Annotated in this window: 10 protein-coding genes; 8 read left to right on the plus strand and 2 right to left on the minus strand. The window is 36.0% G+C overall.

Translation table 11 applies throughout. The features are described 5' to 3' along the window. Window positions 1-61: 61 nt before the first annotated feature. Window positions 62-643, minus strand: a complete 582-nt coding sequence (locus ACM26V_RS22335; protein WP_416148974.1) for a TetR/AcrR family transcriptional regulator — start codon at window positions 641-643, stop codon at window positions 62-64. A gap of 537 nt (window positions 644-1180) precedes the next feature. Here ACM26V_RS22335 and ACM26V_RS22340 point away from each other — a divergent pair. The 4 genes from ACM26V_RS22340 to ACM26V_RS22355 all read left to right on the plus strand — a co-directional run bounded on the left by ACM26V_RS22340 (window position 1181) and on the right by ACM26V_RS22355 (window position 5593). Continuing rightward, window positions 1181-2056, plus strand: coding sequence for a DUF1672 family protein (locus ACM26V_RS22340; protein WP_416148975.1), 876 nt, complete (start codon window positions 1181-1183; stop codon window positions 2054-2056). A gap of 2 nt (window positions 2057-2058) precedes the next feature. After that, entirely contained in the window at window positions 2059-2409 is a 351-nt protein-coding gene (locus ACM26V_RS22345; RefSeq protein WP_416148976.1) for a hypothetical protein, read from the plus strand. A gap of 146 nt (window positions 2410-2555) precedes the next feature. Next, the gene (locus ACM26V_RS22350; RefSeq protein WP_416148977.1) at window positions 2556-3488 is read left to right on the plus strand and encodes a DUF1672 family protein; all 933 of its coding nucleotides are present in this window, start codon (window positions 2556-2558) and stop codon (window positions 3486-3488) included. Between the two features lie 2 nt (window positions 3489-3490). Continuing rightward, complete coding sequence (locus tag ACM26V_RS22355; protein ID WP_416148978.1) at window positions 3491-5593, plus strand: SA1320 family protein; 2103 nt, start codon at window positions 3491-3493, stop codon at window positions 5591-5593. A gap of 595 nt (window positions 5594-6188) precedes the next feature. Here ACM26V_RS22355 and glf read toward each other — a convergent pair. Beyond that, window positions 6189-7289: a UDP-galactopyranose mutase gene (glf, locus tag ACM26V_RS22360; protein ID WP_416148979.1), complete on the minus strand. Its 1101-nt coding sequence runs from the start codon at window positions 7287-7289 to the stop codon at window positions 6189-6191. A gap of 591 nt (window positions 7290-7880) precedes the next feature. On the opposite strand from glf, the gene ACM26V_RS22365 reads away from it, so the two are divergent. The 4 genes from ACM26V_RS22365 to ACM26V_RS22380 all read left to right on the plus strand — a co-directional run bounded on the left by ACM26V_RS22365 (window position 7881) and on the right by ACM26V_RS22380 (window position 16063). Next, complete coding sequence (locus ACM26V_RS22365) at window positions 7881-8591, plus strand: LytR/AlgR family response regulator transcription factor (protein ID WP_416148980.1); 711 nt, start codon at window positions 7881-7883, stop codon at window positions 8589-8591. Continuing rightward, window positions 8588-9895: a GHKL domain-containing protein gene (locus tag ACM26V_RS22370; protein WP_416148981.1), complete on the plus strand. Its 1308-nt coding sequence runs from the start codon at window positions 8588-8590 to the stop codon at window positions 9893-9895. Before ACM26V_RS22365 ends, ACM26V_RS22370 begins: the two co-directional genes overlap by 4 nt. Before the next feature lie 518 nt (window positions 9896-10413). Then, on the plus strand, window positions 10414-12900 hold the full coding sequence (locus tag ACM26V_RS22375) for a glycoside hydrolase family 3 N-terminal domain-containing protein (RefSeq protein ID WP_416148982.1): 2487 nt from the start codon (window positions 10414-10416) through the stop codon (window positions 12898-12900). Between the two features lie 316 nt (window positions 12901-13216). Next, a complete protein-coding gene (locus ACM26V_RS22380; protein ID WP_416148983.1) occupies window positions 13217-16063 on the plus strand; it encodes a glycoside hydrolase family 3 N-terminal domain-containing protein in 2847 nt (948 codons plus the stop codon). Window positions 16064-16091 lie beyond the last annotated feature (28 nt).

Below are 16091 nucleotides of genomic sequence, written 5' to 3' on the forward strand. Positions count from 1 at the left end.
AGCACCTCTTTCTAACCGTCCGATCGGTCAATTTTAGATGTTTAAAAACTGGCAGCGGTTATTATAATAAAGACTTCCATGCTTTGATTTGTAAAGTCCAAATTTCTTTTAATGTTCCCATCTCTTTTTCTAGTAAAGAATGAAGACCGTACCCATCTAACGTCATAATGATCATTTCTGAAACTTTTAAAAGCTTTTCTTTTTCTTGAGAACTATAACATGACAATTGGATGGCAATAGCATCAATCATCTCTTGCTTAGCCTTTAATAAATATGTTCTGTATTTCTCATTATGCAAGCAAGTGGTATAGAAATTAAATAAAACAGAATAGGATAACTTCTCTTCTTCACTTAGTGAATAGACACCTTCGCCGAGAAAAAGGAGAAAGCCTTCTAAATCAGGACCTTGATGGGATTTAACAGGTTCCACTAAATCAATTAGTATATTCTCAAAAACCAGATCTAAAATTCCATCCACGGATCCAAAGTGGTGGAAAATATTGCTTTTACTAATTCCTAAAAGATCGGCTACTTTTTTTGCGCTTAATCCTTCAATGCCTTCTTCAGAAATGATTTTCATCGAAGCAGTAAGAATACGGCCCTTTGTTTCGTTGCCTTTTGTAATTCTTAAATCGCGATCCATGTTGACCTCCTCATGTGACCTTTATTTGTAAATCGTAACATTGACCGTTCGATCGGTCAACTTTAATTTAAATTTGTTAGGTTGTCATTCCTTGGAATTTGTAAATTAATAAATTTGGAGCACCGTCATAATCCTAATATGATTATACCTTTGTTAAGACCGTTAATTACTGAATAAAAGAAATACAACTTCTAAAATTCTATCAAAAAATAGTTTTTCTAAGCTAATATAACAGGATGGCTGTTGCTAAATGACGCGACTTCTTTCACTCAATCTAGTGTTATTCTCAGGTTCAATTAAGCCTCTCTTAACGTTCAATAGACACAGTTTCAAATACCTATTTATACACTATTTGTATTATGTTGTAAAAATATGTGAACATATACTAGATTCTTTGATAAGATAATGGAGATATTGGAAAGACAGATGTACGACATAAAAGATTTTCAAGCTTATGTGTTCCAGGGAGGATAGCTTACTATGAAAAAAATACTTTTAAGTTGCAGTTTGAGTCTCATATTTTTACTAGGAGGTTGTATGGCGATGATGGAAGGCGAGCAAAATGATACTAATCAAAATAGCGAAACATCTGAGGAAGAGTTTAATGAACGATATGTGAGTGTGCAAGAGTATACAGGAGAAGGATATCGTCTTCCGAATGGGGAAAAGACAGACTCGATTGCACAGGAGAAATTTGCTGAAATAGAAGAAGAGATGCTACAGTTTTTTCTCGATGAGTATAAAACAGAAGTGATTGTTCATAATGCGGTGGGAAGAGAAAACGGTGCTAGGGTGTATGTGGAATCTGTCGGGGAACCTCATTTTCACACGTATGCGATGATCGGAATTGATGTGGAAGAAAGAGAGATTATCAAGGATAGTATTTGGACAACAACCAATCAGGTAGAGCAAGGAATTTTTGCGGGACTTCTAGCGATGATTATGGAGGAGGAGTTTGCGGCGCTTGATGCATACATGAAGGAAGTTGTTACAGAATATCCGATCGTTGGATTAAGACAAGAAGCCGTAAACAACGTATGGGAGACGGCTTATACGACACCTTACTATTTTGTTCAACCATTGGCATTGAAAGAGGAAATGCCACGTATAAATGAGTTATATTTTAACAACACGAATATAAGTAAAGAAGAATTAAAAAAAAATTTCGATAAAGCAGCTTATGATACAAGAATGTTAGTTATTACAGTTAATTTTTATATGGAGGAAAAAGGAGAATCTCCAGACGAAGAAATTTTAGATGAAATAGTAGAGAAGTTTAATCAAACGGAAGGTTTTCCAGGTGCTAAATATACTATTTTCTTACATGACAACTATATCAATAAGCTGAATGCGAGTGGAAGTCAAGATAATTCGTTAAGGGAAATAGACATTATAATAGATGGGAGGAAGTAGATATGACTGTAACCATTCCTGAAATAAATTCAAGTACAACTAGTGATCAAAATTTAGTGGAACTAGCTGGATTTCATGCTTACGAACAATATAAAGAAGATGATGTTTTTGAAGCGAATGGAAGTTCATTCATAGTTCATGATGATAACTTTGAGGAAGACTCCACTGGCCTTGATGCAATGACAGTGCAAAATATGAACTCTGGAGAATACCATGTTGTTTACATGGGGACTGATATTCACGGGAAATATGGAATGGAAGATTTAATTACAAATGTCAACTTACTTACACCTCCTGTACCTGAACAATTAGAAAGTGCAGACGCATATTTTAGTGAAATGGACACACTTTGAAATACCTATTTCTACACCTTTTGTATTTTATTTGAAATAAATGTAAACATTTATTAGATTATTTGATAAGATAATAGAGATATAGGAAAGACAGATATTTACATAAAAGATTTTCAAGCTTATGTGTTCCAGGGAGGATAGCTTATATGAAAAAGGTACTTTTTAGTTGCAGTTTGAGTGTAATATTTTTACTAGGGGGTTGTATGGCGATGATGGAAGACAAGCAAAATGATAATAATGAAAATAGCGAAACATCTGAGGAAGAGTTTAATGAACGATATGTAAATGTGAATGAGTATACAGGAGAAGGATATCGTCTTCCGTATGGGGAAAAGACAGACCCGATCGCACAGGAGAAATTTGCTGAAATAGAAGAAGAGATGCTACAGTTTTTTCTCGATGAGTATAAAACAGAAGTGATTGTTCATAATGCAGTGGGAAGCGAAAACGGCGCTACGGTGTTCGTGGAGTCTGTGGGGAAACCTCATTTTCACGTACGTGCGAAGATCGGAATTGATGTGGAAGAAAGAGAGATTATCAAGAATAGTATTTGGACAGAACCGAGTAGGGTGGAACAAGGAATTTTTGGCGGGCTTCTAGCGATGATTATGGAGGAGGAGTTTGCGGCGCTTGATGCATATATCGAGGAGGTTGTTGAAGAGCATCCAATCGTTGGGTTAAGACAAGAAGCTGTAAACAACGTAAAGGCAACAGCTTATACGACCCCTTATTATTTTGTTCAACCAATGGCATTGAAAGAGGAGATGCAACGTATCAATGAGTTATATTTTAACGACCCGAATATAAGTAAAGAAGAATTGATAGAAAATTTCGATAAAACAGCTTATGACACAGAAAGGTTATTCATTACAGTTAATTTTTATATGGAGGAAGAAGGAGAATCTCCAGACGAAGGAATTTTCGATGAGATAGTAGAAAAGTTTAATCAAACGCAAGGTATTCCAAGGGGGAATTATGCTATTTTCTTAAGTGATAACTATATCAATAAGTTGTCTGCGAGTGGACATCAAGATAACTCGCTAGAAACAAATGACATAATAAGGGACGGGAGGGAATAGATATGACTGTCACCATCCCTGAAATAAATTCAAGTACAACTAGTGATAAAAATTTAGTGGAACTAGCCGGGTTTCATGTTTATGAAAAATATGAGAAGAGAGATATTGTTGAAGTAGATGGAAATTCATTTATAGTTCGTGACGATAACTTTGAGAAAGACTCCACCGGTCTTGATGCAATGACAGTAGAAAATATTGAATCTGGAGAATACCATATTATCTTCATGGGGACTGATCATAAGGGGAAATATGGAAAGGAAGATCTAATTACAAATGTCAACTTACTTACATCTTCTGTACCTGAACAATTAGTGAATGCAGACGAATATTTTGATAAAATGGAGAAGGAGTTTGGTGAAATTAGCTCCGTAGCCGGAAATTCACTTGGAGGGGCATTGGCAAACACTGTAGCTGTCCGTCATCCTCATGTACGCTCAGTGACATTGAACCCGGCGCCTTTACCAGCAAGCGAATTAGACAAGCAAGTTGAATATGAAAATATCACGAATTATATTAGTGAATACGATGTATTAAATCAGGCCCTTGAAGCCGGAAGATTAGACCATCAAGTTCCTGGAGAAAAACGAGATATTTATAATGGTATTCCTACGTTCGGGAATCTTGGTTCCAACCATACTGGGTACTTTAAGGATGAAAACGGCAACTTACTCGAATCCACTACCATAGGAAATAAGGGAGAACCAGGATACGGTAAAATTTATGTGAATGCCCATGATCACATTGTGGACAGTATCTGGACAGGTACACCTCTATATGGTGGGAGATCTGATAGAATTGACTTAAAAGTCGATCATATAATTATTCTCGGCCAATCAATCAATACCTCCGTGCAAGAGAGGATTGGACTGTCTCACCAGTATGTTAGACACTCTGTTGAAATTATTGAACACGAAAGTGCTTCTTTTGACGAGAGAGTCAACAAATTACGAGAAGTTTATCAAGATATGTTTGAAAATTCAGTTGATGGGAGTTTATTAAAAGGAATTAGGCATGGGAATAGTATGTTTAAACAAACTATCGAAGCTCTTCGTATCATTTTGTATACAATTGAAATTAGGTGCCAATCGTTGAATACGCTGCTTAACTCACCACCTATGGAGCTTCTGGAATTCGTGACTGGAAAAAGTATAAATGTAGAAAGTATATTTTCGGAATTAAAAGGTTACCTGGATCAATTGGAAGAGGAAGTAGAGAAACTGTCATCCTTTGTTGAAGAAACTACTATGAATAAGATTGAAGAGATTTTTAAAGGGGGACAAAAACGATTTCATGATGTCGTCGTAGGAGAATTAGAATCTCACTTTCATCATGTAGAAAGAAACTATCAGCAAGTCGTTACACAAGTCGATGAATTCGGTTTACAAGTTATCCAAATGGCAGAAGCATTTGCTAAGAGAGACGAGAGCTTAGGTAATGCCATCGCCAATCAATCAGCGCTAGAGGGGCTTGGTACGGGTCAAGTTACTAACATCTACCAAATGGAAGATTCTCCATACTTACTCGAATTTATGCGTATTAAAGAGATTAGTCTCAGTTTGGCAATGGATGGATTCAAAGGGAGTTCATTCGCTTTGTTATTACCTATCCTTACGACAATAAGTAGATTTATTCTTTTATTAGAATCAATGGGGGAAACTATCACTACAACGTTAAAAACTGGAACAAATATATTTCTTTTAGGCCACCCTGCCAGTTTAATTATAGATATGTTTACTAATTTTCATGAAAGAGTGAGAAATAGTTTGGAAGAGTGTTTACAACCAATAGATGAATGGATGGAGACACTTCAAGGGATTAGAATAGCCGTTGATAAACTTCGAAACAATTATCCGGATTTAGTAGATAACTTACGCCCCTATGTAGACTCCGCATTATTTAATGATTCAAATTATTACAATGTGCACATTTACAATAGCGCAGCCACGTCTATTTTAAAAGAAATGCAAGTCATATTTGATGATATTGTATATCAACTTTCAAATAACGAAGCAAAGGCAATTACCGAATTGCATGACGTATCGAAAAATGTAAAAATTAATATGGGTAAATTAGAGGAACAAATTGAGCGAGCTGCCACATGGTAAAATTCTGACTTTTTTTGAATACTGTCTGTAACTTATTAGGCTACATATACTTCTAATGGGCTTTTAAATGTGACATGATAAACCTTATCCATAAAATAAACAAGTTTTCTAAGGGTCTGAACTAAAAAGTATCATAATAGACTGTTTTGATGCAGTAAATACGTATTAATAGTACCTAATTACCCTATTATCAGATACCTCGTTTATTCATTGAAAATCAAACTTTAAGCTTCGACTTGGGGCAATTGTAAATGAGGAAGCAATCTCATCCAACACCAGTCGGGATAATCTTCGTTAACAAATACATCCATCATGTAACTTTGTGGGGGACTAGTTGTCCTACAATCTGTTGAATGAACAAAAAGCTTCCTGAATGTTTCTTTTTCGCTTATTTTCTAGTCTTATAGTTTTCATGAAAAATCAACGCACGTTTAATTTAATAGAGTCTTCCAAGCTTTAATTTGTATGGTCCAAATTTATTTTAATGTTACCAGCATTATTAATTTCAACACTGACTGTTCGATTGGTCAACTTTAAATAAGGAAGTTTTCCCCGCTATGCTAAAGTGATAGGGGGAAGGCATTGATTTAAATCTTTAGTCTTTAAATTCTTTGGATACAGCATGCAAAGCTTCTCCAATAACCTGATGCATATCATAGTATTTATAAGTAGCTAATCTTCCACCAAAAATTACGTTTGATTCGTTGTTAGTTAACTCTTTGTACATCTTATAAATTTTATTATTCTTATCATCATTAATTGGGTAATATGGTTCAAGTCCCTGTTTCCATTCCATTGGATACTCTTCGGTAACAACAGTTTTATCTTGATTTCCGAACTCGAAATGTTTATGTTCAATGATTCGGGTATAGGGAGTCTCTCTATCCGTATAATTGACAACAGCATTTCCTTGAAAGTTTTCTTTGTCCATAACTGTTGTTTCAAACTGCAAACTTCGATAATCTAAAAAGCCAAATTGGTAGTTGTAATATTGATCAATCATTCCTGTAAAAACAATCTTTTCTGCCAGTGCTTCTAATTCTTCTTTCTCTTCAAAGAAATCTACATCTAATCTAACCTCAACATCCTCCAGCATTTTTTCGATAATCGCAGTATAGCCGCCAACTGGAATCCCTTGATACCTATCATTAAAGTAATTATTGTCATAAGTAAAACGAACGGGCAGACGTTTAATTATGAAAGAGGGTAACTCTCTTGCCGATCTTCCCCATTGTTTTTCGGTATATCCTTTTATCAGCTTTTCATAAATGTCAGTTCCTACTAATGAGATTGCCTGTTCCTCTAAATTTCTTGGCTGAGTTATATTCGCAGCGTTTCGTTGTTCTTTAATTTTTTGTTTTGCTTCCTCGGGATTAATCACACCCCATAATTTGTTAAAGGTATTCATGTTAAAGGGGAGATTGTAGATTTCGCCTTTATAATTGGCTACTGGGGAATTGGTATATCTGTTAAATTCGGCAAAGTTATTCACATAATCCCAAATCTGTTTGTTGTTTGTGTGAAAAATATGTGCACCATATTTATGGACGTTTATCCCTTCTATATTTTCTGTATACACGTTTCCACCGATGTGATCCCGTTTATCGATTACTAGACATTTTTTCCCTCTTTTAGTCGCTTCATAAGCAAATACAGATCCAAATAGACCTGCACCAACGATTAAATAATCATACATTTTAAGAAGTCTCCTTTTATTGTTCTTCGTAACACTATTTAATTACTTTTTCCTATCTTTTCACAATCAAATTAATTTAGCAACACAACCGAGAAAAATGAGAGTACATGTAGAGGAATATATGGTATCTAGTAGTAGCAATTGTTATAGAAGAGTCTCAATTCATTAAATGAACCTTTATTATCATTAATAAAGTTGTAGAAACTTGTCACAACAAGTTTTTTTTTGTATGATCAATAGCGATATAGAACTTTTATTCTAGTCTTAATTATTCATAAAACTCTTTGTATAATATCAAACCAGAATCTGAGGTAAGGTTATCATCTTCGAAATTGAAAATAATACTATTATTGAATTTCAGTTTTTTTTCAGCTACACTTTCCATAATCGAGCTCCTTTCCTTAGTTAGTGTTTTGTGTTGTTACTTATACACTATCAAAAAAGGAGCTCCTTTTTCTATGATTTTTTCACTTATAAGGGTTGATTTTATGAACAACCTTGGCTATAGCAATGTAAAAATATTTTAAGAATAAAAATAAAATTTTATGTAAGAAATTACAGTTATCATCATTTCCTAGGGGGGAGATAAAAATGATTCGAATTGCAATTGTGGAGGATGAAATTAATTATCAAGAACAATTGATTGATTTTCTGCGAAGATTCGAGCAGGAAAAGGGGGAAAGCATTGAAATAGAGACATATTCTGACGGTGATGAATTCATTGAAAATTATAAGACTCAATTTGACATCATCTTGATGGATGTTCAAATGCCCTTATTGGATGGTATGTCTGCAGCAGAAGAAATTAGAAAATTTGATTCGGAAGTGGTCATAATCTTTATTACAAATATGGCGCAGTATGCCATCAAAGGATATGCTGTGGATGCACTGGATTATGTGTTGAAGCCAATTTCCTATTTTTCGTTTTCACAACGTTTGAATCGAGCAATGGAGAGAATGAAGAAGCGGGAATCTCATTTTGTAACAGTAAAAGTTAAAGGTGGAGTGGCGCGTCTGGATCTTTCTGATATTTATTATGTGGAAAGTCAGGGGCATCAGCTTATTTTTAAAACAAAAGATGGAGAGCTAACGTCATCAGGAGCGATGAAGGATTTGGAAAAGGAATTAACTAACTACCATTTTTTTCGCGGTCATAAAGGTTATTTGATCAATTTGGAACATGTGGATGGAATGAATGCTAGCTGTGCTATTGTGAAAGGAGAAGAGCTTCCTGTGAGTCGCACGAAAAGGAAAAGTTTCATGGAGGCTTTGGCGAATCAATGGGGAGATGTGGTTAAATGATTGACATTATTCCGGACATCCCTAGGTTATATACTGCAATAGCAGAATGGATGGCTTGTATTGTTTACATCATCATATTAAAAAGACGAATAAATGGCTGGCAGCTAGTAACAGTTGCTGGTGGTGCATTAGTTTTCCAATCTATTTTTTTAATGGTGACTAGGGATTTACCAATTGTCTTTTGGATTCCAAGTATGCTTGTGGCAGTAGGTATGATGTTTTTATTCATATATATATGTTGCGATATTACTCCAACAGAAGCGGGTTATTTTGGTGTCAAGGCATTTGTTGCTGCGGAATTAGTTGCTGCCTTACAATGGCAAGTACATTTCTACTGGTGGAGTAGTAGCGATAGCAATCTTACATTGGAAATCTTATTATTAATTGTCATGTATGTTGGTGCTTTTTTATTAATTTGGCAACTAGAAAAAAACCTTATACCAGATGAGGGTAGATTGAATATTATGCAGCGTGAATTGTGGTCAACAGTTGTGATTGGGGCTGCGGTTTTCTTTATCAGTAACTTAAGTTTTGTTTCTGAAAGTACACCTTTTAGTGGTCAATACGCACGAGAAATTTTTAATATTCGAACCTTAGTAAATGTAGGTGGGTTCGCCATCTTATTTGCATATCATGTACAAATAAACGAAATAAGAGTAAGACATGAACTAGAAGCGGTTCAAAAAATACTCCAGAATCAATATGCTCAATATCAACAATCAAAGGAAAGTATTGAATTAATTAATTATAAGTATCACGATCTAAAAAATCAGATTATTGCCCTTAGAGCTGAGGAAGATCCAGAGAAGAGAAACGTCTATCTGACGGAGATGGAAAATGATATTAAGTCTTTTGAAGCGCAGAATAAGACTGGAAACAATGTACTTGATACACTACTGGCGAGTAAAAACATGTATTGTATTAAGAACGGGATTACTTTAACCTGCGTAGCAGACGGAACATTACTGAATGATATGGATGTAGTTGATATCTGCACTATTTTTGGGAATGCATTAGACAATGCAATAGAATACGAACAACAATTCGAAAATCCGGAGAAAAGACTGATTCATGTTTCGTTATTTGCTCAGAAAGGATTTGTGATGATTCGATTTGAAAACTACTTTGAAGGGAAGTTGAAACTGGAGGGTGATTTACCAGCAACGACTAAGAAAGATTCATATTTTCACGGCTATGGTTTAAAGAGTATCCAATATACAGTACAAAAGTATGATGGGATAGTCAACGTGGATAATAAAGACAATTGGTTTGAACTAAAGATTTTGATTCCAATAAAAACCTAATAACATCATCAGAACATTTTACCAAATTTATAATACCTTCTTTTGAACGAAAATTATAAACGACGGGGAACAAAAAAGAAATATTAATCCTATATAAATAAAAGCTTGGATAAATGCTAACTGCATTTATCCAAGCTTTTATTATTTTCAATACAGTTTATGCAAAAAAACCTACCGTTCATGTGATTGAAATGCATCAAGTTATATTTATGTTAAATTTCTTTATAGGCATTAGTCATAAAAGGGAAGTGACGTTTAGGATGGAATGTATACCTTTTCATTTCGAAGAAGATTGACTAGTTATATAAAGTTGTCTCGGTGATACTTTGTGTTCGATGCGAAAGGTGTTTCGTTGTACAATCTTAAATTAAATTATCTTCCCTATAGTAATTGAAAGGAGGTTACTGAAAATACGAATAAAAAGTAAGCGATAACAAAAAAGATGTGAGTTATTTAAATTAAGAACTTTAATCTTTAATTAAATGCCTAATCTTCCATATGAAAGGGGAAATTTGAAAATGAAAAACCGAATAAAATTCTTAACGCTTTTATTAGTATTAGTTCTAACTTCTTTAATTGTCATGGCTTGTGAAAACGATGAAGCTGGAGGAGATCCGATAGAACCTGAAGAAGTTGGATCTGGTGATGTGAAATGGGATGAAGAAGAAACAGAAGATGGATATATGATTGTTACAAATGAAGATGGGGAAACATTAGCATATTCAAAGGATTCTGATGTTGAACTTATTCAAGTGGATGGATATGCTTTTAAAGATTTAAATAACAATGGCGTACTTGATCCGTATGAAGACTGGAGATTAGAAGATAGTGTTCGAGCAGAAAATTTAGCTTCACTTTTGGAAGTGGAAGATATAGCTGGATTAATGCTATATAGCTCTCATGTGATGAGTGTATCTGAAGAGTTAGAAGAGGAGCAAATATCATTTCTAGATGTTGGTGGTCGTGCGGTGTTGAATGCAGCTAATGAAGCATCAACGACTGATACTGTGAAATGGAACAATGCTATGCAAGCTTATGCAGAAGGATCTGATTTTGGTATCCCTGTAATGATGAGTAGTGATCCGAGGACTGGGGGAGTTTCAAGTATTCCTTCTAATCTTGGTCTAGCATCAACATTTGATCAAGAACTAGTTCAAGATATGGGGAATTTGACTTCCATCGAGTATCGTTTACTTGGTATTGGAACATTACTTGGACCACAAATCGATTTAGCAAGTGAACCTCGCTGGAACCGAGTTTCGGGTACGTTTGGTGGAGATCCTGCATTGTCAAGAGATCTTACAAGTTCATTTGTGAATGGAGTGCAATCAACTTTTGATGAAAGTGGGGATGACCTTGGATGGGGGCCTCAAAGTTTGAGCGCAATGATTAAACATTGGCCAGGTGATGGCGCTGCAGAGGGTGGTCGTGAAAGTCACTCGGCCAGAGGTAATGGCGCAGTTTACCCTGGCGGACAATTTGATACACATCTCATTCCTTTCGTAGATGGTGGATTTAATTTGGAAGGATCGACGGAATCTGCCACGTCAGTAATGGCATCTTACTCAATTGCATTTGGTGAAGAGGATGATTTTGGTGAATCGGTAGGTTCAGCTTTTAGTGAGTATAAAATCAACAATTTATTACGTGAGCAATACGGATTTGATGGCGTTGTAACTACTGACTGGAGCGTTCTTGACGACGTTGAAGGTGGTTTTCTTCCAGGGAAACCTTATGGTGTGTCTGACCTAACTAAGGAAGAACGAGCATTAAAAGCAATCCTTGCAGGTACTGATCAGTTTGGTGGCTTGGACGATCGTGATGTCGTTATGGGCGCTTATGAAGTTGGTGTTGAGGAGTTAGATGAAGAAGCTATGACATCTCGATTTGAAGAATCGGGTGCGCGAATCTTAAAAGGCTACTTTAACATTGGTATATTTGAGAACTCTTATGTTGATTTAGCAGAAGCGGAAGCGACTGTACTTAGTGAAGAATTCCAAGATCAAGCATATGATGCGCAATTAAAATCAGTTGTTATGTTAAAGAACTCAAATAACACTATTTCTTCAAATGATAGTGATGAAAAACCAACGGTATATGTTCCTAAGATTTATGCACCGTTTCAAGATTTAATTTTTGGTCCTGAAGCAGCAGAGTGGAAATTACCTGTTGAACTGGATGTATTAGAGGAATACTATAATGTTGTAACAGATACTCAAGCAGAAACACTAACAGGCCCTGAAGACGAAGAGGGAAATCCGACGGTAGCAGTTGAGGATATTGTTCGTGCAACTCCTGAGGAATTGGAGTCCGTTGATTATAGCTTAGCAATTATTCGCGATCCAATGAACTTAGGCGGATATCATGAAGGAATGGGTTGGGATCCAGAAAACGAGGAATTTATTCCAATTTCATTACAGTATGGCGAATATACTGCTGATTCTGAACACGTTCGTGAAGAATCTATTTCCGGTGATATTACGATAACGGAAGAAGCAAGTGGATATGGTGTCGAAGAAGTTGAAGAAAAAGAAAATCGTTCTTATTTCGGTCAACAAGCTCAAGTGTTAAATTACGAAGATGTTAATACTGTCAAGTATGCAGCTGAAAATACGTCGGAAAATGCTCCGGTTATTGTAGCAGTTAAGGCTCAACATGGACCAATGATTTTCTCAGAAATTGAGCCTTACGCTGATTCAATTCTTATGGGATTTGGGGGCTTCACAGGATCGGGTAATGGTGTTGATGATAGGGCATTGCTTGATGTTGTATCAGGTAAGAGTGAACCGTCCGCTTTATTACCAATACAAATGCCTGCAGACATGCTAGCTGTGGAAGCGCAATTGGAAGATGTACCGCGAGATTTGGAAGTATATGTTGATAGTGAAGGGAACAGTTATGACTTTACATTCGGACTAGATTGGTCTGGTGTCATCCAAGATGACCGTGTAGAGAAGTATAATGTACCAGCATTGGTTGACCCAGAAAATCAGGGTAACGAATAACTTGTCAAAGAAACCCAAGAAATAAAACTCTTGGGTTTCTTTATCTACTGATTAGTCCAGATACAGTTAGAATCTTCTACAATTTATACTGTTACTTTTGCCCAAATCTAAAGTCTATTTACCGTTTATAAAAAAAATCTTACCGTTTATGCAAGTGAAATATATGACGGATAATGTATGTTAAAATTTTTTTGTAGTTGTAAAGGGGCTGGCGTGTCGATAAATGAATACCTTTTCAATCTAATGCATGTAATCTCTTTACTATACTATGAAAGAACAAAAATACATTATCATTAATCTTTAAGGGGGAATAAAAATGAAAAGTAAGAATAAGAAAAAATTCCGCATTTTTATGAGTATATTTCTATCATTTATAATTCTTGTTGGAATTGCAGGTAACGTCGCACTAGCACATTTTTCTGATGTCGTTACAATGTACTTTGATGAAATTGATGTAGATAGTGCTGAAGCAGTTGAGGCGCGGGAACATTCAGAGAATGTTGCATCACAAATCGCTGATGAAGGAATTATTTTACTTCAAAATAATGAAGACATGCTTCCGTTAGATGAAGCTACAAAATTAAACGTCTTCGGATGGAGTTTTACAAACCCAGTATATGGGGGGACAGGTTCCGGTAGAGTAAATGCAGATACAGCAGTTAATCCAAAAAAAGGTCTTGAAAATGCCGGTTTTGAAATTAACGAACAATTATATAACGATTATGTTGATACAGGACTTGAAAGACCAATTATTGATATGGATGGTCAAGACTGGTCCATTCCAGAGCCGTTAGCCTCTGAATTTTACACTGAAGAAAGAATGCAAGAAGCTAAGGAATTTTCGGATACAGCAGTTATTTTTGTTGCTCGTTCAGGTGGTGAAGGAGCAGATCTTCCAAGAGTGATGGATGGTCCTGATACGTTTGATCCAGACGGTGGTGCTTTTAGTGCAACGGGTAATAAATATGGGTTTGAGGATGACTTAGATCCAGATAAACATTATCTCCAACTTACTAATCGTGAACAAGATATGGTTGATAGTGTTACAGAGCACTTTGACGATGTTGTTCTTGTAGTTAATAGCAGTAACACATTTGAGCTTAGTTGGTTAGAGGATTATGACCAAATTAAAAGCAGTGTTTCTGTTGGTGGGGCAGGACTAAATGGATTTGACTCTCTAGGTAATGTTCTAGCTGGTGAGGTAAACCCATCTGGTAGAACGGTAGATATATACACTAGAGATCTTTTGGATCCTCCTGCAATGACAAATTTTGGAGACTTTAATTATGTCCTTGAAAATGAAGATGGTTCATACGAACATGCTATTGATCAAGAAAATGTTCTTCTGAAGTATATTGAGTATACGGAAGGTATTTATGTTGGACATCGTTATTACGAGACAGCAGCAGCAGAGGGTATTATTGATTACTATGACGAGGTCCAATTCCCGTTTGGGTATGGATTAAGTTACACAACCTTCGAACAAGAAGTAGTTCCAGATAGCTTAAACTGGGATGAAGAAAATGTTTCATTTGATGTGAACGTTACTAATACAGGTTCGGTAGCTGGTAAAGAAGTAGTACAAATCTACTTTTCTGCTCCGTACACAGGTGAGATCGAAAGGTCAGCTGTAGATTTAGTCGCTTTCGATAAAACAGATATTCTTGAACCTGATGATTCAGAAACAATTACTGTTTCATTTAAAGTAGAAGATATGGCTGCATATGATCACAACGGAATATACAGTGATACAGGCACTTATGTACTTGAAGAAGGGGAATACTCGATTTATTTAAATAATAACTCCCATGAAGTTATTGAAGAAGTAGAAACAAGAACACTTTCAGAAGTGGTGTATGATGATGGTCGTTCTACTGATGAACAAGTACCAGAAAACCAGTTCGATGATATTGCAACAGGTGAGACTTATCTTTCTAGAGCTGATGGTTTTGCAAATTTAGATCAATTAGTTAATCATGAAGAATTTACTGTTAATACTGACAGTGGAGAAGAGACTATACGAGGAAAACTTGTAGATGAAGATTTCGTAGATATGGTTAACAGAGAACGATATGAGATTCCAGAAGATACTCTTACAGACGCACCTACAACTGGGGTGGATAATCGTCTGACTTTAGAAGATTTTTCTGGTGTAGACTACGATGATGATAGCTGGAATGATCTACTTGACCAATTATCGGTAGACGACATGCTTGACTTAGTTACGCTTGGTGGTTATAGAACAATTGAAATTGAATCTGTCGGTAAGCCTCTTACAAATGACTATGATGGCCCTTCAGGTATTACTGCATATACTTCTAGATCTGATACATCAGGTACTGCATTCCCTGCAGGGGTTGTCCTTGCGCAAACTTACAATGTAGACCTAGCTACACAAATGGGTGAAGCAGTAGGTGCTGAAGGTCAAGCTTACGGAGTATCTGGTTGGTACGCTCCAGGGATTAACATCCACCGTTCAGCCTTCAGTGGTCGGAACTTTGAGTATTACTCTGAAGATCCGTTAGTATCTGGTAAGATGGCTTCTACTAAAATCGAAGGCTTTGAAAGTCAAGGTGGATTTGTTTATATGAAACACTTTGCACTTAATGACCAAGAGGAAAATCGAACACTTGGTTTAATGACATGGGCTAATGAACAAACAATTCGTGATATTTATTTGAAGCCTTTTGAATTGGCAGTTAAAGAAGGTGGAGCAAGTGGTGTAATGTCAGGGTTTAACAGTATGGGGCCAGTATGGGCTGGTGCAAGTTCAAGCCTTCTCCAAGAAGTGTTACGTAATGAGTGGGGTTTCCGAGGCCATGTTAATACAGACTTCTTCTTAGGTGCTGCCTATCCTTATATGGTAGCGGAACTAGGTTTTCGTAACGGAAATGACTTGTTATTAACTGGTACAGCTCCGCAGGGAGTACCTGAAATAAATACAAGTAGCAATGATACTTTATGGGCGATGAGAGATGCATCACATAATATTCTTTATACAGTTGCGAATAGTGGAGCTATTGATCTACCATTGAGCACTGATACACCTACATGGGTAAAAATCACAATTGCAGTAGATATCCTTCTTGCATTAGGTGTTATAGCTGGATTTTACTTCACTTTCCGTAAGCCGAGGGAACAATATACAGTGAATAAAGCGTAGCCTACCTGTAACTGAGATATAAAATAAC

This window comes from Salipaludibacillus sp. HK11 (assembly GCF_047795645.1).
GTDB lineage: Bacteria > Bacillota > Bacilli > Bacillales > Salisediminibacteriaceae > Salipaludibacillus.

Bases quoted from the DNA above. Each gene is read 5' to 3' on its own strand.
- ACM26V_RS22335 (WP_416148974.1), bottom strand. From the start codon at position 643: ATGGATCGCGATTTAAGAATTACAAAAGGCAACGAAACAAAGGGCCGT.
- ACM26V_RS22340 (WP_416148975.1), top strand. From the start codon at position 1,181: ATGGCGATGATGGAAGGCGAGCAAAATGATACTAATCAAAATAGCGAA.
- ACM26V_RS22345 (WP_416148976.1), top strand. From the start codon at position 2,059: ATGACTGTAACCATTCCTGAAATAAATTCAAGTACAACTAGTGATCAA.
- ACM26V_RS22350 (WP_416148977.1), top strand. From the start codon at position 2,556: ATGAAAAAGGTACTTTTTAGTTGCAGTTTGAGTGTAATATTTTTACTA.
- ACM26V_RS22355 (WP_416148978.1), top strand. From the start codon at position 3,491: ATGACTGTCACCATCCCTGAAATAAATTCAAGTACAACTAGTGATAAA.
- glf (WP_416148979.1), bottom strand. From the start codon at position 7,289: ATGTATGATTATTTAATCGTTGGTGCAGGTCTATTTGGATCTGTATTT.
- ACM26V_RS22365 (WP_416148980.1), top strand. From the start codon at position 7,881: ATGATTCGAATTGCAATTGTGGAGGATGAAATTAATTATCAAGAACAA.
- ACM26V_RS22370 (WP_416148981.1), top strand. From the start codon at position 8,588: ATGATTGACATTATTCCGGACATCCCTAGGTTATATACTGCAATAGCA.
- ACM26V_RS22375 (WP_416148982.1), top strand. From the start codon at position 10,414: ATGAAAAACCGAATAAAATTCTTAACGCTTTTATTAGTATTAGTTCTA.
- ACM26V_RS22380 (WP_416148983.1), top strand. From the start codon at position 13,217: ATGAAAAGTAAGAATAAGAAAAAATTCCGCATTTTTATGAGTATATTT.